Genomic DNA, 19,493 nt, shown 5'->3' with positions numbered 1-19,493 from the left:
CATGACCCACCCCACGGCCGATACCGCCATTGCCGCCGAACCGCCCTTCGCCGCGCGCATGGCCCGCATGTTGCTGGCCGACAAGTTCGCTCTTTGCGCCGCCATCCTGCTGCTGGTGTTCGTGATCCTCGCCATCATAGGACCGGGCTGGCTCGGCGAATTGGCCACTAAGCAGAACCTGCGAGGGCGCAATGCCGCGCCCTTTGACTGGGAACGCGGCTGGGTATGGTGGATGGGCGCCGATGCTCTCGGCCGCCCGCTATTGGCGCGTATCGTCGTCGCCACGCAGAACACCCTATTGGTGGCCGCCGGCGCCGTCGCCCTGTCGGCCGGTGTCGGTACCGTGCTCGGGCTTGTCGCCGGCTTCTCCACGCCCCGCATGAACCAGGTGATCATGCGGCTCGCGGACGTCATCATGTCCTTCCCGTCGCTGCTGATCGCCGTGATCGTGCTCTATATTCTCGGCTCGTCGATCCTGAACCTGATGCTGGTGTTGGCGATCACCCGCATTCCGGTCTACCTCAGAACCACCCGGGCCGAAGTACTCGAGATCCGGGAGCGCATGTTCGTGCAGGCCGCGCGGGTGATGGGAGCGTCCAGGACGCGCATCCTCTTTCGGCATATCCTGCCGGTCGTGCTGCCGACGCTGACCACGCTGGCTACGCTGGATTTTGCCTATGTGATGCTGGCCGAAAGCGCGCTGTCCTTCCTCGGCATCGGCATTCAGCCGCCGGAAATTACCTGGGGCCTGATGATCTCGCAGGGCCGGCAATATTTGACCAATGCCTGGTGGCTGTCCTTCTGGCCCGGTCTTGCAATCATGCTGACGACCCTGTCGCTGAACCTCCTGTCGAACTGGCTGCGCATCGCGCTCGATCCGGCGCAACGCTGGCGCCTGGAAATGAAGGCTCGCAAGAATGGCTGACCCTCTCCTGGAAGTTCGCAATCTCTCGGTCGAGTTCCATACGGTCATGGGGGCGGTAAAGGCGGTTCGCGACGTCTCCTACCATCTCGACCGCGGTGAGACGCTGGCGATCCTCGGCGAGAGCGGCTCGGGCAAGTCTGTCTCCTCTTCCGCCATCATGAACCTGATCGACATGCCGCCCGGGCGTATCACGTCCGGAGAGATCCTGCTCGATGGTGTCGACCTGCTGAAAATGCCGGCGCAGGAACGGCGAGAGGTTAACGGTCGCCGCATCGCCATGATCTTTCAGGACCCTCTCAGCCATCTCAATCCGGTCTACACGGTCGGCTGGCAGATCCGCGAAGCGCTCACCACCCATGGCACCGATGCCGGCTCGGCCCAGGCCGAGACGCTACGCCTGCTGACGCGTGTCGGCATCCCGGAACCGGAATTCGCGCTCGGCAAATACCCGCATGAATTCTCGGGCGGCCAACGTCAGCGCGTGATGATCGCCATGGCGCTCGCACTCCGGCCCGACCTCCTGATTGCCGACGAGCCGACCACGGCGCTCGACGTCACGGTTCAGGCCGAAGTCCTGGCCCTGCTCGAGGAGTTGCAGCAGGAAACCGGAATGGCCATCCTGATCATCACGCACGATCTCGGCGTCGTCGCAGAAATCGCAGACCGGGTCGTGGTGATGGAAAAGGGCGAACTGGTCGAGGCCGGGACAGTTCGCCAAGTCTACAAGAACCCTCAGCACCCCTACACCCGGAAGCTCATCGCCGCGGCGCCCGGCAAAGGCCGGATGCACGAATCGCCAGCCCGCGGCGAGCCCGTTCTTTCGGTGCGCGACGTGCGCAAGCGCTATGGTGCCTTCGAAGCCTTGAAGGGCGTTTCCTTCGATCTCATGCCGGGCGAGACGATGGCCGTCGTCGGTGAGAGCGGCTCGGGTAAGTCAACACTCGCCCGCATTCTTCTGCGTCTCGACGAACCGGACAGCGGCAGCGCCCTGTGGAAGGGCCGAGATCTTTTCACGATGTCGCCTGCCGACCTCTACAAGCTGCGCCGTGACCTGCAAATGGTGTTCCAGGATCCCACGCAGTCGCTCAATCCGCGCATGAGCGTCTACCAGCTCATTTCCGAAGCTTGGGTCATCCATCCCGACATCCTGCCCAAGGCAAGATGGCGCGAGCGCGTTGCCGAACTCTTGATGCAGGTGGGGCTTGGTCCCGAGCATATGGGCCGATATCCCCACCAGTTCTCTGGCGGCCAGCGCCAGCGCATCGCCATCGCCAGAGCCCTTGCACTCGAACCCCAACTCATCGTTTGCGACGAGGCCGTGTCGGCCCTCGACGTGTCGGTGCAGGCCCAGGTCATCGCACTGCTCGACAGATTGCGCCGGCAGATGGGGATCGCCTTTATCTTCATTGCCCACGATCTGCCGGTGGTGCGCGACTTTGCCGACCACGTCATGGTCATGCACAAGGGGACCATCGTGGAACTCGGCACGGTGCGCGAGGTGTTTGAAACACCGAGCCAGGCCTACACCCGCGCCCTTCTTGCCGCGGCACTCGATCCCGATCCCGACACGCAGGCGGCCCATCGCGCCGCACGCCTTCGGACCGCCTCCTGAGAAGCTGGCTCGATTCAGAGGAAGATCCATGTCCAGACAAGCCTTCGTGGCCCTCGTGACTTGCTTCAACGAGGACGAGACCATCAACTATCGGGCGACGCGCGCCCAGGTTCGCCGCCAGGTCGAGGCCGGCAACAACATCATGTGCGCCGGCACCAACGGCGATTTCACGGCGCTCACCTTCGAGGAAAAGGTCCAATTGACCGAAGAGGTGGTCGACGAGGTTGACGGCCGCGTCAAGGTGATCGTCAATGCCGGCATGCCGGCAACCTTCGAAACCATAAAGCTGGCGCACCAATTCGACCGCATCGGCGTCGACGGCATCGCCGTGATCACACCATTCTTCATCGCCTGCACGCAGGACGGCCTCATTCGCCATTTCTCGACCGTCGCCGATGCCGTGCAGACGCCGGTCTACCTCTACGACATTCCGGCGCGCACGCAGAACCACATCGAGCCCCAAACCGCTCGAACCCTGGCCCGCCACGGCAATATTGCCGGTATCAAGGATTCGGGTGGCGCGAAGGAGACATTGGAAGCCTATCTTCAAGTCGGCAGGGAAATCGACGGATTCCAAGTCTATTCCGGGCCCGATCATCTGGTGCTATGGGCACTCCAGAATGGGGCGGCCGGCTGCATATCGGGCCTGGGCAATGCGATGCCGCATGTCCTGGCCGGCATTTTGAGTGCCTTCAATTCCGGCAACGTTGCGGAGGCGGAAAGACAGCAGGCTATTTTCGCGGCTTTTCGCACGGAGCTCTACGCCTTTGGGTTTGCCCCTGCCATGGTCAAGCGCGCTCTCTATTTGCAGGACGCGTCGGTTGGCGCCAGCCGGCAGCCAGCGTTGCTGCCCAATGACGAGCAGGATGCGCAAATCGCCAACCTCCTTCGCCACTATGGCATGCGCTGATTTGTCCGGCTTTCCTGGTTGCACCGCCCCTCTCAGATCTCCGGAATGTTCTCCTTGAACACCACTTGCAGGCGTGGCGGATGGGCAATGATCGGCTGATCCCGCAGAGAGTGGATGAGCGTGTTCAGCGCCTCGCGCGCCTCCACCCGCGGGTTCTGATCGATGACGGCATCGAGCGTGCCGTCGAGCAGCAACGGCTTGGTGTCCTCGGTAACCTCATGGCCGACGAAAACGACCGAGTGAGCCCGGCCACATTCTTTCAGCGCCCGGGCGATGCCGGGGATGCCGGCACCGATATTGTAGATCGCGGCAAGGTCGGGATGGCGTTGCAGCAGGGCCTTCGTCTCCGCATAGGCGCGTTCGTTGTCGTCACCCATTTCGCGAAGCTCGACGATGTGCAGCCCCGGATTCTCCTCGGCGAGGATATGGCGAAAACCCATCTCGCGCTCCTCATGGCCGCGATAGGACAGCGACCCGGCCAATAGCCCCACCTTGCCCGTTCTGCCGGCGCCCATGAAACGGCCGGCGAGATAGCCGGCCAGGCGGCCCGCTGCCCGGTTGTCGATGCCGACATAGGCCACGCGTGGCACGGATTGGATGTCGGAAACGATCGTCACGATCTTGATACCTGTCGCCGCCAGCGATCGGATTGCCTCGCGGACAGTGGGATGATCCAGCGCGATAACCCCGACGCCGTTCGTTTCGCCCTGCAGGCCGTAGAGCGCCCGGGCGAGCCTTTCCGGTGTGAAGTCGTCGACTGTGTGGATCCGCGCGTCGACGCCGGCGCGATAGGCCGCCTGCTCGGCGATCTGCTCGCACAGCTTGCGCATGAAGGCATTGGAATGGGAGGGCAGCACGAAATCGAGGCGCAGGCTGCGCTCGTTTCCCACATCCTGTGCCGTATCATCGTCGAGCACATAGCCAAGGCGCTGGGCCGTTTCGAGAATGATCTCGCGGGTCCGGCCGCGCACACCGGGGCGCCCGTTCAGGACGCGATCGACCGTCGCCGACGAGAAACCGGCCTCTCGTGCAACGTCTGACAGGGTGGCACGCAATTTATACTTGCCTTCCGAATGCGGCGCGAAGGCCGCCCTTGGTGATTCTGATGGAAAATGATGGATTTTTTATAGCAAGGACGCAAGCCGGCCCGATGCCGGGGACATTGACAATGGTGACTTATCCACCTGTTTTGCCTCGTGTTTTCGGCAGTTTTTTTGAATCCTCCAGGTCGAATGATTTACAATGATTTTAAATGATGTTGACATCAAAACACATCAACATCAATATCGCCCGAAAGGTCGGACAAACAGGCCGTCGGGAGGATGCATGAACGAACCCAGGCGTTTCACGCCGGATAGCCCCGTGCGCACTAGGCGCTACGCGATCGGCTGCGTCGGCGCCGGCATGATCATGGCTGAGTGCCATCTGGCGGCCTACAAGGAGGCAGGCTTTCCTGTCGTCGCAATTGCCTCTCGCACCAGGGCAAATGCAGAAAAGGTTGCCACTCGCTGGCAGATCCCGACCGTCCATGACACACCCGAGACCCTGATCGAGGATGCCAAAGTCGACATACTCGACCTTGCCTTTCCGCCCGACCAGCAGCCGGCCCTCATCCGCCACGCCCTCAAGCAAGAGCACATCAAGGCGATCCTCGCCCAAAAGCCGCTTGCCCTCTCTTTATCGGAAGCCATCAAGCTGCGGGACGAGGCAGAGGCCGCCGGCAAGATCCTCTCCGTCAACCAGAACATGCGCTATGACCAGTCGATGCGCGTGCTCAAGCAGGTCCTCGACGCTGGAGACCTCGGGCAGGTGGTGTTCGCCCAGATCGACATGCACGCGATCCCCCATTGGCAGCCCTTCCTGCGCAACTACGATCGGCTGACGCTGGCCAATATGAGCGTGCATCACCTCGACGTGCTGCGCTTCCTGTTCGGCGATCCCGACGAGATCACCACCCTCACCCGCAAGGATCCCCGCACGGCCTTCGACCATCGCGACGGCATCACGGTCTCGACGCTACGCTTCCCCTCTGGAGTGCTGGCCCTGTCGCTCGAGGACGTCTGGTCGGGCCCGAGGCAGGAAGGCTATCGCGACGATCAGCACATCACCTGGCGCGTGGAGGGAACCGAAGGCGTGGCCAAGGGCAGCATCGGCTGGCCCACCGGCGCCCCTTCCACCTTCAGCTATGCCTCGGCCAAGGCCACGGGCGGCGAGTGGGTCATGCCGCAATGGCAGACCATGTGGTTTCCGCACGCCTTCATCGGCGTGATGGAGCAGCTTCAGCACGCCGTGGAAACGGGAACCGCCCCGGCCCTTTCGGTGGCCGACAATGTCAGGACGATGGCGCTGGTGGAAGCGGGATATCGCTCCATCGAAGAGAGCCGCACCGTCAGGCTCAGCGAAATACCCATCCATTGAAAATCAAGAAATATCGATACGGGAAGGAAATCGACCATGATGCAGGCAGGTATCTTCACTGGCTATTTTCCTTATAGCCTGGAGGAGACGGCGAAGAAGATCCGTTCGCTCGACTTCAATACCGTGCAGCTCGACCTGCATTTCAAGGATGTCGATCTGTCCGCCGGCCAGATCACCAAGGACAAGGCAAAGAAGGTGCGCGACACCTTCCGCGATCACCACCTGCCGATCTGCTGCATCTCCGGCTACACCAACATCATCCATCCCGACAAGGCCGAGCGCGAGAAGCGCGTCGGCTATCTCAAGGAGATCATCCGCAATGCGCGCCATTTCGGCTCGCCCTATGTGATCTCCGAGACGGGGACCTTCAACACTGAGTCCGATTGGGTGCATCACCCCAAGAACAAGACCGAGGAAGGCTTCGAGGAATGCCGCAAGGTGATCGCCGACCTCGCCCAGACGGCCTATGACCACGGCGCGGTCTTCCTGCTCGAAACCTATGTGAACAATGTCGTCGGCTCGGTCGAGGAAACGGTGCGCATGTTCGCCCAGGTCGACCATCCTGGCCTCGGCCTGCTGATGGATCCGACCAACTATTTCGAGACCCACAACATCGACCGGATGGACCAGATCCTCAACCAGGTCTTCGACACGCTCAGCGACAAGATCAGGATCGCCCATGCCAAGGACGTGAAACGCGCGGGCGACGACAAGAGCGAGAAACATGCCGATATCGGCGACGCGGATGCGCTCGAGAGCCACACCTTCCGCGGTGTCGGCGAGATCGAACTGCCCGCCCCCGGCCTCGGCTCCCTCAATTACGATCTCTATCTGCAGCGTCTTTCCCAGAAGCATCCGAATATTCCGGTGATCATCGAGCACCTGTCCGAGGACGACGTGCCGCGCGCCAAGACATTCCTCGACAGCAAGTTCCGCCAGAACGGTCTTTGAAGCCCAGGGAGGCGAACATGTTGAAATTCGGACTGAAACTGGCCGCCGCAGCGGCCTTGCTGGCCATGGCGATCGCCGCGCCGCAGGCGCAGGAAAAGCAGAAGACCTTCTACCTTCTCTCCCATGGCGGACCGTCCGATGCGTTCTGGATCGACTGGAACGCCGGCGCCACCAAGGCCTGCGACCAGCTCAAGGTCACCTGCAAGATCTCCTTCAGCGGCGGCGACATGGCCGCCCAGAAGGAGGCCTTCAACTCGGCCATCGCCGCCAAGCCGGATGGCATCGCCACCACCTCGGCGCAGCCGGGCCTGTGGACCGAAGAGGTAAAGGCCGCCAAGGCGGCGGGCATCCCGATCATCTTCTACAACACCGATGACGCCGGCACCGGCCGCCAGGCCTATGTCGGGGCCGATCTCAAGGAGGCCGGCGTCACCTGGGCGAAATATCTGGTCGACAAGAAGCTGGTGAAGCAGGGCGACAAGGTCTTCCTGCCCGTCGAGGTGCCCGGTGCCAGCTACCAGCAGCTGGAGACCGAAGGCATCGCCAGCGTCTTCGATCCGCTCGGCATCAAATATGACGTCGTCGATTGCGGCACCGACCCGGCCGGCATCATCGCCAAGATGACGGATTACATGATCGCCAACAGGCCGCCAGCGGTCATCGCCCTCGGCGACTCGGTGGCCGCCAGCGTCAAGCGGGTCTTCGAGGGTGCCGGCGTTTCGGCAGGCCAGGTGCCGGTCGTGGGCTGGGGCAATTCGAGGGAGACGGCAGAGGCGGTCAAGGCGGGCTATGTCAACGCCGCCGCCTGGCAATACCCTTCGGCGCAGGGCTTTATGCCCGTCGCCCTCCTCAACCTGGCCGCCTCGGGCCAGCCCATCGGCTACGACGTGCACACCTTCAGCCTCTACGACGCTTCCAGCGTCGAGCCAATCCTGAAGCTTTACGCCAGCAAGTAACCGAAGGGGCCGGCCTCGGCCGAGAACCCTCCTTTTCACAGCGAATGGGACCGTCATGGCCTTGGTCGTGGAAAACAACACTTCCAAAAGGAGCCTGCGGGCGAGCCTGCCGCGCTCGCCCCAGATGGCATCGCTCGTCATCCTCCTCGTGGCCCTGGCGGGCTTCGCCGCGGCCGACGCCAATTTCCTCTCCCCGCTCAACATCACCAACATGATGGCGTTCCTGCCAGAGCTCGGCATCATCGCGCTCGGCATGACGCTGCTGCTCACCGCAGGCGAGTTCGACCTCTCGGTCGGCGCCGTCTTCGCGCTGGCACCGGTGCTGGTGATGCTGCTGGTGCAACAAGGCGTGATGGATATCGGCCCGGCACTTCTGGTCGGCCTCTTCCTCTGCGTCGCCATCGGCTGGGTCAATGGCGTGATCGTGACGAAGATCGGCATTTCATCCTTTCTCGTCACCCTCTCAATGCTGCTGATCCTGCGCGGCGTGGCGCTCTATATCACCCAAGGCTTTCCCTTGAAGTCATGGGACCAGCCTGGGCCCCTGGTGACGCTGCTGGCCGGCAGCTTCCAGGCAGGGGCCTTCAAGCTCTACACCTCGCTGTGGTGGTTCATCGGCCTCACCGCGCTGTGCATCTATTTCCTGAACTATGCCAAGCTCGGCAACTGGATCAGCGCCATCGGCTCGAACCGCAATGCCGCGGAGGCCCGCGGCGTGCCGGCCGACGCGGTGAAGATCTGGCTTTTCATCCTGACCTCGGTGCTCGCCGGGCTGGCCGGCATGATAAGTGCCTTCCGCATCTCCGCCGCTTCCCCGGTGGCCGGCACCGGCTATGAACTCGAGGTCATCGCCATGGTCGTGGTCGGGGGCACCGCCCTCACAGGCGGGCGAGGTACCATCTTCGGCACCGTGGTCGGCGTTCTCATGCTGCGCGCCATCCGCAACGGCATCGTGCTGATTGGCGTGCCGGGCCTTGCCTATAACATCTTCCTCGGCGGCATCATCCTGGTGATGTTGATCCTGCATGCCCTGCTGCAGAAGAATGGCGGGAGGCGTTGATGGCCACGGAAGTCCTGCGGCTCGAAAACCTGCAAAAGTCCTTCGGCAGCGTGCACGCCCTCAAGGGCGCCTCGCTGACATTGAGCGAGGGCGAGGTCGTCGCCCTGCTCGGGGACAACGGTGCCGGCAAGTCCACCCTGATCAAGGCGATCTCCGGCGTCCACCCGAGCGATGGCGGCGCCATCTATGTGCGCGGTGACAAGGCCTCGATCCGCTCGGCGCGGGACGCGATGGATCTCGGCATCGAGACCATCCATCAGGACACCTCCCTCGCCCCGGACCTGAGCATCGCGCGCAACCTCTTCCTCGGCCGCGAGCCGGTGAAGCTCGGCTGGCTCGGTGTGTTCGCCCCCATCGATTTCGGCGAGCTGCGCCGCGTGGCAGCGGCCTTGCTGAAACGCGTCGGCATTTCCAAGAAGCTCGACGCCGATGCCCTGGTCTCCACGCTCTCCGGCGGCGAGCGCCAGTCCATCGCCATCTCCCGCGCCATGCAGTTCGCCGCCAAGGTGATCATCCTCGACGAACCGACCAACAACCTCGGCGTGGAGGAGACCCATGGTGTGCTGCGTTTCGTAAGGGATATGCGCGATGCGGGCCACAGCGTGCTGTTCATCACCCACAACATCCACCACGTCTTCGAAGTCTGCGACCGCCTGGTGGTGATGCGCCGTGGCGAAGTCGTCGCGGAGAGAACCGTGGCGGAGACCGATCTCCTCACGGTGGAGGGCATCATCATGGGCGTCGACATCAAGGCGCTGCTCAAGGACGCGAAGGCGCATTGAGAATGGTCGAGCTCTTCGGGCGTACCCTCACGCGCCGCCAGATCGGCGAACGAGCCGGCATGCTGTCGCAATTCGCCGGCGTGCGGTTGATGACGCTGGGCGACGGCGTCGAGCGCGGCATTCGCATGCTGGAATTCCGTACCGGTACGGGCCTGCGTTTCACCGTCCTGGTCGACCGCGCTCTCGACATCGCCGATTGCGAGTATCGGGGGCAGTCGATCGGCTGGCATTCCCCGACCGGTTTCCGGCATCCGGCCTTGCATGAGTACGAGGGAGAGAACGGCCTTGCCTGGGCCCGTTCCTTCTCGGGCCTCGTGGTGACCTGCGGCCTCGACCATATCCTTGGTCCCGAGGAAACACCGGCCGATACCTACAACTATCCCGGCAGGAAGAGCGTCAAGCATTCGCTGCATGGCCGCATTGGCACCATCCCTGCCCGTCTCACCGGCTATGGCGAGAGCTGGAGCGGTGAGCATTGCGTCCTGTGGGCGGAGGGCACCGTGCAGCAATCGACCGTGTTCGGCGAGGACCTGCATCTCCTGCGCCGCATCGAGGCCGATCTCGGCGGTAACGAGATCCGCATCAGCGACCGCGTGGTCAATCACGGGTTCCGGCGGACGCCACACATGTTTTTCTACCACATCAATATCGGCCATCCCGTGCTCGACGAGGGCTCGCGCTACCTCGCCCCCGTCGAGGATGTCGTCTGGGCTGCCCATGCCGGCGAGGCCTATCGCCAGCAGGAGATCGGTTATCGCGTGGCCCCCGCCCCGCAAGCCGGCTTCCGCGAGCAGGTCTGGGAGCACAGGCTCGCCGCCAGTGCCGATGGAGAACAGCCGGTGGCCCTGGTCAATGACCGCATCGGCCTGGGACTGATGGTGGTGACGCGGCGCGACCAGTTGCCCTGCCTCTATCAATGGCAGAATTTCCAGCCAGGCGAATATGTCCTTGGCATCGAACCTTCGACGCATCATGTCCTCGGTGATCTTGCCGCGCGCGAGCGCGGCGAAATGATCTGGCTGGAGCATGGCGAGGAGCGCCGCTACCAGGCGACCTTCAAGGTCCTCGACGGCAGCGCCGAGATCGCGGCGGCGGAGAGCCGCATCGCTGGTATCGCCCGGCAGCCCTCGGAGGATTTCCCCCCGCCGTCAGGACTGTTTCACTACCTGGAGGGACGCTCGTGACAGGGGCGGCGCAGACAGGGAAGAAGCGGGTGAGGCCCCGGAAAACGACACGAGCTGAACGGCATGGCCATGGCGACGATGCATAGGAAACGAGACTACAGCCTGGTCGGCGAAAGCACGCGCCAGGCCATCGAGACGGGATTGGCGTCGGCGGAGTGGTACCACACCGATATCCCCCGCAAGGTCATGAAGGAGCTGATGCAACGCTCCGATGGACCTGCCATCCGCGACACCGTGATCTGGGTTGCCGCCATCCTCACCTCCGCGGCCGGCGGCATCTGGTTCTGGGGCAGTTGGTGTTGCCTGCCCTTCTTCTTCGTCTACGGCGTGCTCTACGGTTCCTCGAGCGACTCGCGCTGGCATGAATGCGGCCACGGCACCGCCTTTCGCACCCGCTGGATGAACGACGTGGTCTATCAGATCGCCAGTTTCATGCTGATGCGCAATCCCGTCACCTGGCGCTGGAGCCATGCCCGCCACCACACCGACACCATCATCGTCGGGCGGGATGCCGAGATCGCCGTGATGCGGCCGCCGGACCTGATCCGGCTGGTGCTGAACTTCGTCGGCATCATCGACGCCTGGTATTCGCTGATCGCCCTCGGCCGCAACGCGCTGGGGATCCTGACGCCGGACGAGCAGAGCTTCATTCCCGAGATGGAGCGGCACAAGGCGGTGACAGCAGCACGCTGGCATATGGCGATCTACCTTGCCGCCATCGTCACCGCGCTCGCCACCTGGTCCTGGGTGCCGCTGATGCTGATCGGCCTGCCTCGCCTCTATGGCTGCTGGCACATGGTGATGACCGGCCTGCTCCAGCATATCGGCCTTGCCGATAATGTGACGGACCATCGGCTCAATACCCGCACCGTCTATATGAACCCGATCAGCCGCTTCATCTACTGGAACATGAACTACCATGTGGAGCACCACATGTTCCCGATGGTGCCCTACCACGCCTTGCCCAGGCTGCATGAGCTGATCAAGCACGACCTGCCGGAGCCCAACCCTTCGATGTGGCACGCCTATCGCGAGGTATTTCCCGTCGTGCTGCGGCAGCTTCGCAACGAGGACTATTTCCTGCTCCGCGAACTGCCGCCCACGGCCCGGCCCTACCGCGCCGAATTCCATGAATTGGCCGTGGCCACGGCCGCCGAGTGAGAACCACGCAATGACCCGCACCAGACCCACGATTGCCGATCTGCGCGCCCTCAAGGGCCAGAAGCAGCTGACCATGCTTCGCGTCACCACGCTGGAGGAGGCCGAGGCCGCCGAGCGTGCGGGCGTCGACATCGTCTCCATTCCGCCCGAACTGATCCTCGACCCGCACTATCGCGACGCCGCGCCGAGCCTGTTCTCCATGCCGGGTGACAATTTCTACGAAATCGGTACCGCCGACGACTTCGTGCGCTGGTCGTTCCGCATGATCAAGGCCGGCGCCGATGCCGTCTATTGCAGCGCCTCCTATGCCACGATCAAGCGTATGGCGGACGAGGCGGTTCCCGTCATCGGCCATGTCGGCCTGATCCCCTCGCGCAAGACGTGGACCGGCGGCTTCAAAGCGGTCGGCAAGACGGCCGACAGCGCCCTCCAGGTGTTCGAGGCCGTCAAGCAGCTCGAAGCGGCCGGCGCCTTCGGGGCTGAGATCGAGGTGGTGCCCGTGGAGGTCGCCGAGGCGATCTCGCAGCGCACCAGCCTATTCATGCTGTCAATGGGCGCCGGTGCCGGTTGCGACGCGCAATATCTGTTCGCGGAGGATATCCTCGGCATGAATCGCGGCCACATGCCCAGGCATTCCAAGGTCTATCGCAACTTCGCCGCCGAATATGACCGACTGCAGGCCGAGCGTGTCGCGGCCTTCCGGGAATATGTGTCGGATGTAAAATCCAACGCCTATCCAAGGGAAAAGCACCTCGTGCGTATGCCGCCGAATGAGTTGAAGGCATTCATGGCGAAGCTAGACGCGGGCTGAAGCCGTTAAAAAGCCGCCCGGCAGGAGCCTTGCCCCGCCAGCCGCTCGAAACTCCATGGTTCTTGGGTGAACGTTCCCCATCAAAACCAGGCGGCGGGACCGGGGCACTGTCACGGGTTTTGTTGTAAGTTGGAGTGGCGGGCCGTTGCGGCCTAAACCGAGCTTCGGTTAGGTTTTCATACAGCTGGCCGAAACAAGTTAGTTTAGTCTGACAACGCCATGGCGTCTGCTGAATTTGGAGGTTGTTTCGAAGGTTCCGTCGCGAACTTTCCGGCTATACCAATTAGGAAGCCTTGAACGTAAGCTCGACCTGTAGGCCGCCCAACGAGCTACGCTTAAGCTCGATGGAACCAGCATGAATTTCGATTAATTCCTGCGCGATCGCCAGTCCGAAGCCATCTCCCCTGACGACAGTATCGAGCCTTTCACCTGGTCTGAGGACGTCGACAAGCTTCGCGTCGGGAACGCCGCAGCCATCGTCCTCTATACGAACTACCACCCGGCCCGGATTTGCATGAGTGGTGATCGCAATCCCTCCTTTCGCCCATTTGCACGCGTTCTCAAGAACATTGCCGACAATCTCATCGAAGTCACTGTGTTCGCAGATGACCCTGGTCTTCTCATCGATTGAAATAGAAAATTGCAGAGCGCGCTCGGCAAAGAGCTTTTTCAAAACCTCCACGATGGCGAGGACAGCCGGCGCGAGAGGTATTCTTTCCCGGGCCATGCCACTCATGGCGTTCGCCCTGGCTCGGCTCAGATGATGGCGCAGATGTCGATCGATCTGCTCGACAGGTATCCGCAATCCCCTTTTCGCCTCCACGTCAAGCTTCTCTAGCTCCAGTTCGATCGAGGCCAATGGGGTCTTCAAACCATGGGCGAGATTGGCCACCTGTCTTCGCGCGGCATCGAGTCCAAGCTGATTGTGCTCGATCAATTGGTTCAGCTCGCTGACGAGTGAAGCGAGTTCGAGCGGCTGCTCCGAGGCAAGTTTGGCGGCTACTCCAGACCGCACATTTGCAATATCTCGTTCCAGACGGCGCAAGGGTCTCAATCCCAGGCGAACTTGAAGAGTAATCGCTGCCGTCAGGCCAAATCCGAGCAGGAGCATGCTGGCCGAGACAGGCCAGATCAACTGCCATACTGCTCCAAGAACTGCAGCTCTCGGAGCCGCGGCGACCACCAAATAGAGCTTTCCATCCAAGCTTACCGAACGCGCTCGGGCGTGGACGCGAGACCCTCGCGTGGTCGTGCCCTCAAAGGGCCTGATCGGATCGAGAAACTGCATGAGACCCACGTTTTTCAGCGGATCGAGGCTGGATGGCGCCAGGACTTGATCGGTGGTCGAGCGAGCGAAGGAATTTAGGCCACCCGGCTCTTGCTGAAAAATCTGCCAAAACCACCCCTGATGGGAGCGATCGAATGTTGGATCATAGGTCGATCGAAGATTTTCATTTACGCCGCGAATACCACGGTCGGTCAGCATATCCGAAATAGCGGCGGTTCGAGCGTCGAGCTGACCATCGATCTGTCCCACCACGAAGCGCTCGATAATCCAGCCGATCGTCAACCCGACGATTATGATGGCAAGTGCGGTAAGCCCGATGCCCCACAGCAACAGGCGTGCCTGGAGAGAGCCAGAGCGCCTGCTCATGACGCTTTGTCCACAAGGCGGTAGCCCCGTCCTCTGGTCGTCTCGATAAGGTCGTATCCAAGCTTGCGCCGTAGCCGGGCAATCATGACCTCGAGTGAATTGGAATCCACGTCCGCGTTTCGTTCATACGCATGCTCGAGAAGGTCGAGCCTCTCCACCACAGCCGACTTGCGCATCATCAGACATGAGAGGATCCGCCACTCCAGTGCGGTGAGTTTCAGAGGATAGCCATCAAGCTCAAACGCACCTGTTTGTGTGTCATATTTAAGTGGCCCACATTGAAGCTGTGTTTGAGCATGGCCGTTGGCACGACGAACAAGTGCGCGAAGGCGAAGCACCAGTTCTTCGACCCTGAATGGCTTGGTGAGATAATCGTCCGCGCCAGCCCGAAAGCCCTCGACCTTGTCGGACCACCCATCCCGCGCAGTCAAGATAAGTACCGGCAGGTGCCGACCATGGGCGCGCCAATTCCTCAACACCGATACCCCGTCGACTTTGGGCAAGCCCAGGTCCAGCACGGCAGCGTCATAGCCCTCTGTATCTCCCAGGTGCTGGCCATCCTCGCCATTGGAGGCAATGTCGACGGCAAATCGCTCCGCTCTGAGAACGTCGGCGATGCGAGCGGCGAGATGCTGATCGTCTTCTACGAGCAAAACGCGCATTTTCAGACCAATCCTGAACAGGAGAACGGTGATGATTTATCCCGTGAGGCTAAACCCAGCCTGAACGTAGCGGTTCAGGGCGCGGTCGAGCGCCGTGGGTAATTTGTGGTCATGTTGCCAACAAAGGAGACCACATTACTATGCCTTCAGATCTCAAAGACGAAACCAGCCCTCGGGCCAGTGCTGAACTCAAAGGCAAGAAAAGACAGGCGAGCGCAACGGTTCGCGCCATTCTCGCAGGTATCATGGTTGCGACAGGCGCCGTCATCGGTGCCGGCGCAGTTGGCTTCACTCGTCCCGCCGTCCAGATAGCCCCGGCGTCTCCCATCGCGATCTCCTCGCTCGCCAGCGGCAATATCGTCACGGTGAAAGGAAAGGTCGCGGAAATTTATGGCGACAAGTTCGTATTGTCGGATCCGTCTGGCCGAGCTTTGGTCGAGACAGGCCCATCTGGAGAAGGCAGCAAGCTCGTAGCATCGGGCGAAGTGATCGGCGTCCAAGGGCGATTTGAAAATGGGTCCATTCACGCCGCTTATCTGATCCTGGCCGATGGCAAGGTCGAAGCCCTGGCACCCTCCCCTCCCCGGCCGCCGCATGACTGGCTTCATCGCCTGATCGGGCCCCGCTAGACGAGCGTCATTCAACCGTCCGACACAAGAGTGTCGGACGGTTGAATGTTATCCGGGCGGATCTTTCCTGAGTTGCCAGTAAAGCATCGGCCTCGTGCAGAAACCAAGGAATGCCGCAGCAGGGGTGTCCCCTGGATCTCTACGACAAGCCGGTCAACAAGTTCGTGGCCGGGTTCATTGGCTCGCCCGGCATGAATTTCATCCCGGCGATCGGAGGCGAGGATGGCCAATCCGTCGCTCTCGATCTCGGTGAGCGCCAGTCGATTGAACTCGGCTATAAGGTTCAACCGGGCCGCAACCTCATTGCGGGCCTGCGTCCAGAGCACATCTCCGTCGTGCCGCCCGGCACCGCGATGCTGAAAGTGGCGGTAGGGACGGTTGAGTACACGGGCGCCGCGACACACTTAACGACCGCTTCGACCCCGGAATTGGTGGTGGTCTCCAACGGGAGAGCGGAGCATTTGGCCGGTGAGATCATTGGTCTCGATTTTCAGCCCGCCCACCTCCATCTCTTTGAGGCACAGACAGAGTTGCGCCTTGAGGCTGACCAATAGGCGCGCCTCCGATGCGTTGAAGAGCGATATTCCAGGCGCTCCATAGATACTGCGCCTTTACTCTATTGGCCTGTATCCTTCTGCATGTGGCGGGAACGTTGAAGCATCGGCTGCAGGACAAGGGCAGAGCGACGGGCGTGCTCCCGCGTATGCTTTCGGCATGCTTGAGCTCGAATATTGATGTGCACCCTATTTAATGGAATGGAAGGATACGCTCTTGATCAGATTTCGTACCTTAGCGGGTCGATCGCTTTCAATTATTCATCCGAACAACTGACATTCGCGTGGTAACAAGGCATATATACTTGTCCTTTTATTGGTCGTATTTCCACGAAAACTTAAAAAATTTGTCGGCACGACCAGGACTAAATTCAGAGGTTTTGGCACTGCGACCCTGAGCAGCCTTATCTCGGTCTCGATTCTACGTTCTGCTCTCCAACAACATGAAGCCCGGCAATCCCAATTACGCCGTGAGGCTCGATGACTGATCATGGGCATAGCAGGACACTATCAGTAAGAGCCAGCGCAAAGCCCCGCGCTGGCTCCTCTGGTTTCAGTTATGGCGAATCTCGGTGCCCAGCACCTTGAGGCACTCGCGGATGAAGGCAGCGAGTGCCGTCCAGCCCTTTGCCGAAACCATGGTGCCGTCAACGTAAGCTTCGGTCGGCGACAGGTCGATATAGGTCCCGCCAGCCAGGGTCACTTCCGGTTCGCAAGCGCCGAGCGCACCAACCGTCTTGCCGCGCACCACGCCGTCGACGGCCACGAGGATCTGGACGCCGTGGCAGATGGTGAAGATCGGTTTCTTCGTCTCGTGGAAATGGCGAACGATTGCCTGCACACGTTTGTCGGTGCGGATATATTCCGGGCCGCGCCCCCCTGCACAATAGACCGCGTGATACTCGTCGAGCTGTTTTTCGGCGTCCGAAAACGTCTTGTTGATCGTGAAGAAATGACCAAGCTTCTCAGTATAAGTCTGGTCACCCTCGAAGTCGTGCAGCGAGGTCTTAATCAGTTCGCCGGCCTTCTTGTCGGGACAGATGACGTGAACGGTGTGGCCCACTGCCTCCATCGCCTGCTGGTAAACATAGATCTCATATTCCTCGGTAAATTCACCGGTGAGCATCAATATCTTCTTGCCTGGCATAGCTATTCCTCTTCGCCTACAGGGATATGGGGCGACTTCTGCGGCCGCCCCTGGTCAGGTCGTGGCTAGAACGGTGAATCGGGGAAATAATATTCCCTGGCATTGGCCTGCGTGATCAGGGGGGCATCGAGCTTGACGGAACCGCGCACCGGGGCCTGGCCAACGAACTGGGCCACGGACATGTAGATCGCAGTCTTGATCATGGAGGGCGGATATGGCGTCTCGATCGGCGTCATGGCATCGCCATCGATGACCTTCTTGATGATGTCCTTCATGCCGTTGCCCCCGAGCGCATATTTGATGTCCTTGCGGCCGGACTGTTTCACGGCCTCGAGCACGCCGAGCAACATGTCATCGTCATTGGCCCAGACAGCATCGATCTGAGGATATTTGGCCAAGTAGTCCTGCATCAGCTTGAAGGCATCGTCGCTGTTCCAGTTGGCATACTGGATGTCGAGGATCTTGAGCTGGCTATCCTTGATGCCGTCCTTGAAGCCCTGGATGCGCTCGTCGTCGATTACAGTCGGAATGCCGCGCAACACGACAAGGTTGCCCTTGCCACCAAGCTTATCGACCAGGAAGTTGGCCGTGGTCTTGCCGACAGCGATGTTGTCGCCGGCGACATAGAGGTCCTGAATAGTGGGATCGTTGAGGCCGCGGTCAACCACCGTGATGAAGGAACCGGCATCCTTGACAGCCTTGACGGGCGTCGTCAGCTCTTCGGAGGAATAGGGCAGGATCACCAGCGCGTCGAGCTTGCGGGTCGCCTGGAGATCTTCCAGCGCACTCACCTGGGCCGCCGCGGACGGCGAAGTCTTGACGATAACTTCGACATCCGGGAAGGCCGCGTTGATCTCCTTGGCAGCAGCCTGCGCGTGGTAGACGACGCCCGCCGTCCAGCCGTGATCAGCAGCCGGGATAGACACCGCAATCACCTTCTTGCCCGCCCCCAGCGCGGGGCCCGCAATCAGCAGCGAGCCCACCGCGGCGGCTACAATCCATTTTTTGTTGAACATAGCTTCCTCCCCGGAAATTGGACCTGTTGCGTATGTCCCGCGTGGTCCGGGCGCGGGACTATTTCGAGAACCTTTGGACGAGCATGGCGATGATGATGATGACGCCCTGGACGCCCGCCACGAGATATTCGGAGACGAAGTCCGACAGCACCATCAGATTGGCGATGAGCTCGAGGATGACGGCACCGGCGACGGTGCCCCAGATATGTCCCTTGCCGCCGCGCAAGGCCGTGCCGCCGATGACGACCGAGGTGATGACCTGCAATTCCCAGAGCAGGCCGGTCGTGGGCGTTGCGGCACCGAGGCGAGGTACGTAACAGAGCGCGGCGATGGCGACGCATCCGCCCTGGATGACATAGGCGATCGTGCGCGTCTGGACGATGGAAATGCCGGAATAACGGGCGACGTCCTCGTTCGCGCCGACTGCCGCGCATTTGCGACCATACTTCATCTTATAGAGAACGAAGGAGGCGATCGCCGCGACCAGGATGGAGACCAGGATCGGGATGGGTATGCCGGCGACCGAACCGAAGTAGACGGGACGATAGAGATCGCGCAAGGAGCGGTCGATCGGGATCGTACCTCCATCCGACATATAGGTGATCAACGCGCGGAAGATACCCATGGTGCCGAGCGTGGCGATGAAGGGCTCGATCTTGCCGACGGTAACGACGAGGCCGTTGACGAGACCGCAGAACAGGCCGACGATCAAGGCCATCGCCATGCCGGCCGGTATCGCCCAGCCCCCGAGATGGGGCGCCATCATGTTCATCGCCATGATGGTGATACCGGTGATGAAAGCCGCCATGGATCCGACGGAGAGGTCGAGCCCGCCCGCGGAGATCACGAAGGTCGCTCCCACGGCGATAATAGCGATGAAAGCGCTGCGGGTGATGACATTGCTGAGATTGGTCGCGGACAGGAAATCCGGATTGACGGCGAAGCCGATCATCATCAGAGCGACCAGGGCAAGGAACGGCCCTATATCCGTCCAAGTGAAATTGAAATCCCGTCCGCGTCGGATCGGCGCGGAACTCGCGGTCGCCGTCATTATCTTCCTC

At 61.3% G+C, this 19,493-nt stretch carries 19 protein-coding genes; 13 read left to right on the top strand and 6 right to left on the bottom strand.

What is annotated here, in order from left to right:
- The first annotated feature begins 1 nt into the window (after position 1).
- The 3 genes from ACR9ZN_RS00695 to ACR9ZN_RS00685 are packed head-to-tail and all read left to right on the top strand — an operon-like array spanning position 2 to position 3,447.
- Positions 2-925: an ABC transporter permease gene (locus ACR9ZN_RS00695; RefSeq protein ID WP_454818665.1), complete on the top strand. Its 924-nt coding sequence runs from the start codon at positions 2-4 to the stop codon at positions 923-925.
- Positions 918-2,537, top strand: a complete 1,620-nt coding sequence (locus tag ACR9ZN_RS00690) for an ABC transporter ATP-binding protein (RefSeq protein ID WP_454818667.1) — start codon at positions 918-920, stop codon at positions 2,535-2,537. Before ACR9ZN_RS00695 ends, ACR9ZN_RS00690 begins: the two co-directional genes overlap by 8 nt.
- Before the next feature lie 28 nt (positions 2,538-2,565).
- Positions 2,566-3,447 carry a dihydrodipicolinate synthase family protein gene (locus ACR9ZN_RS00685; RefSeq protein ID WP_454818669.1) on the top strand — a complete coding sequence of 294 codons (882 nt, stop codon included), beginning with the start codon at positions 2,566-2,568 and terminating at the stop codon, positions 3,445-3,447.
- 32 nt (positions 3,448-3,479) lie between these two features.
- On the opposite strand, the gene ACR9ZN_RS00680 is transcribed toward ACR9ZN_RS00685, so the two are convergent.
- Positions 3,480-4,502, bottom strand: coding sequence for a LacI family DNA-binding transcriptional regulator (locus ACR9ZN_RS00680; RefSeq protein WP_454818671.1), 1,023 nt, complete (start codon positions 4,500-4,502; stop codon positions 3,480-3,482).
- Positions 4,503-4,773: 271 nt separating this feature from the next.
- On the opposite strand from ACR9ZN_RS00680, the gene ACR9ZN_RS00675 reads away from it, so the two are divergent.
- From ACR9ZN_RS00675 to ACR9ZN_RS00640, 8 genes are all read left to right on the top strand, one after another.
- Entirely contained in the window at positions 4,774-5,865 is a 1,092-nt protein-coding gene (locus ACR9ZN_RS00675) for a Gfo/Idh/MocA family protein (RefSeq protein WP_481271034.1), read from the top strand.
- A gap of 36 nt (positions 5,866-5,901) precedes the next feature.
- Positions 5,902-6,816 (top strand): sugar phosphate isomerase/epimerase family protein, encoded by a 915-nt coding sequence (locus ACR9ZN_RS00670; protein WP_454818675.1) that lies wholly within the window; start codon positions 5,902-5,904, stop codon positions 6,814-6,816.
- Between the two features lie 17 nt (positions 6,817-6,833).
- On the top strand, positions 6,834-7,772 hold the full coding sequence (locus ACR9ZN_RS00665) for a sugar ABC transporter substrate-binding protein (RefSeq protein WP_454818677.1): 939 nt from the start codon (positions 6,834-6,836) through the stop codon (positions 7,770-7,772).
- A 55-nt stretch (positions 7,773-7,827) separates the two neighbouring features.
- Entirely contained in the window at positions 7,828-8,832 is a 1,005-nt protein-coding gene (locus ACR9ZN_RS00660) for an ABC transporter permease (protein ID WP_454818679.1), read from the top strand.
- On the top strand, positions 8,832-9,614 hold the full coding sequence (locus tag ACR9ZN_RS00655) for an ATP-binding cassette domain-containing protein (RefSeq protein ID WP_454818681.1): 783 nt from the start codon (positions 8,832-8,834) through the stop codon (positions 9,612-9,614). The genes ACR9ZN_RS00660 and ACR9ZN_RS00655 overlap by 1 nt, the downstream gene beginning before the upstream one ends.
- A gap of 2 nt (positions 9,615-9,616) precedes the next feature.
- The gene (locus ACR9ZN_RS00650; RefSeq protein ID WP_481271033.1) at positions 9,617-10,798 is read left to right on the top strand and encodes an aldose 1-epimerase family protein; all 1,182 of its coding nucleotides are present in this window, start codon (positions 9,617-9,619) and stop codon (positions 10,796-10,798) included.
- A 69-nt stretch (positions 10,799-10,867) separates the two neighbouring features.
- Entirely contained in the window at positions 10,868-11,959 is a 1,092-nt protein-coding gene (locus ACR9ZN_RS00645) for a fatty acid desaturase family protein (protein WP_481271925.1), read from the top strand.
- 10 nt (positions 11,960-11,969) lie between these two features.
- The gene (locus ACR9ZN_RS00640) at positions 11,970-12,770 is read left to right on the top strand and encodes a 3-methyl-2-oxobutanoate hydroxymethyltransferase (RefSeq protein ID WP_454818685.1); all 801 of its coding nucleotides are present in this window, start codon (positions 11,970-11,972) and stop codon (positions 12,768-12,770) included.
- 283 nt (positions 12,771-13,053) lie between these two features.
- Here ACR9ZN_RS00640 and ACR9ZN_RS00635 read toward each other — a convergent pair whose 3' ends face one another.
- Both ACR9ZN_RS00635 and ACR9ZN_RS00630 read right to left on the bottom strand, forming a co-directional pair.
- Positions 13,054-14,424: an ATP-binding protein gene (locus ACR9ZN_RS00635; protein WP_481271032.1), complete on the bottom strand. Its 1,371-nt coding sequence runs from the start codon at positions 14,422-14,424 to the stop codon at positions 13,054-13,056.
- Positions 14,421-15,086, bottom strand: a complete 666-nt coding sequence (locus tag ACR9ZN_RS00630; protein ID WP_454818689.1) for a response regulator transcription factor — start codon at positions 15,084-15,086, stop codon at positions 14,421-14,423. The genes ACR9ZN_RS00635 and ACR9ZN_RS00630 overlap by 4 nt, the downstream gene beginning before the upstream one ends.
- Before the next feature lie 140 nt (positions 15,087-15,226).
- On the opposite strand from ACR9ZN_RS00630, the gene ACR9ZN_RS00625 reads away from it, so the two are divergent.
- The gene (locus tag ACR9ZN_RS00625) at positions 15,227-15,715 is read left to right on the top strand and encodes a hypothetical protein (protein WP_481271031.1); all 489 of its coding nucleotides are present in this window, start codon (positions 15,227-15,229) and stop codon (positions 15,713-15,715) included.
- A gap of 110 nt (positions 15,716-15,825) precedes the next feature.
- Positions 15,826-16,269 (top strand): TOBE domain-containing protein, encoded by a 444-nt coding sequence (locus ACR9ZN_RS00620; RefSeq protein WP_454818693.1) that lies wholly within the window; start codon positions 15,826-15,828, stop codon positions 16,267-16,269.
- Between the two features lie 553 nt (positions 16,270-16,822).
- Here the strand turns inward: ACR9ZN_RS00620 and ACR9ZN_RS00615 are convergent.
- The 3 genes from ACR9ZN_RS00615 to ACR9ZN_RS00605 all read right to left on the bottom strand — a co-directional run bounded on the left by ACR9ZN_RS00615 (position 16,823) and on the right by ACR9ZN_RS00605 (position 19,483).
- Entirely contained in the window at positions 16,823-17,416 is a 594-nt protein-coding gene (locus tag ACR9ZN_RS00615) for a DJ-1/PfpI family protein (protein ID WP_448954937.1), read from the bottom strand.
- A 65-nt stretch (positions 17,417-17,481) separates the two neighbouring features.
- Positions 17,482-18,432 carry a substrate-binding domain-containing protein gene (locus ACR9ZN_RS00610; RefSeq protein ID WP_481271030.1) on the bottom strand — a complete coding sequence of 317 codons (951 nt, stop codon included), beginning with the start codon at positions 18,430-18,432 and terminating at the stop codon, positions 17,482-17,484.
- A 58-nt stretch (positions 18,433-18,490) separates the two neighbouring features.
- Positions 18,491-19,483, bottom strand: coding sequence for an ABC transporter permease (locus ACR9ZN_RS00605; protein ID WP_481271029.1), 993 nt, complete (start codon positions 19,481-19,483; stop codon positions 18,491-18,493).
- Positions 19,484-19,493 lie beyond the last annotated feature (10 nt).

Source organism: Labrys sp. HAY1-8F (assembly GCF_056754975.1).
Note: the sequence above shows the minus strand (reverse complement) of the source record. Positions and strands in the feature narration are given on the sequence as shown.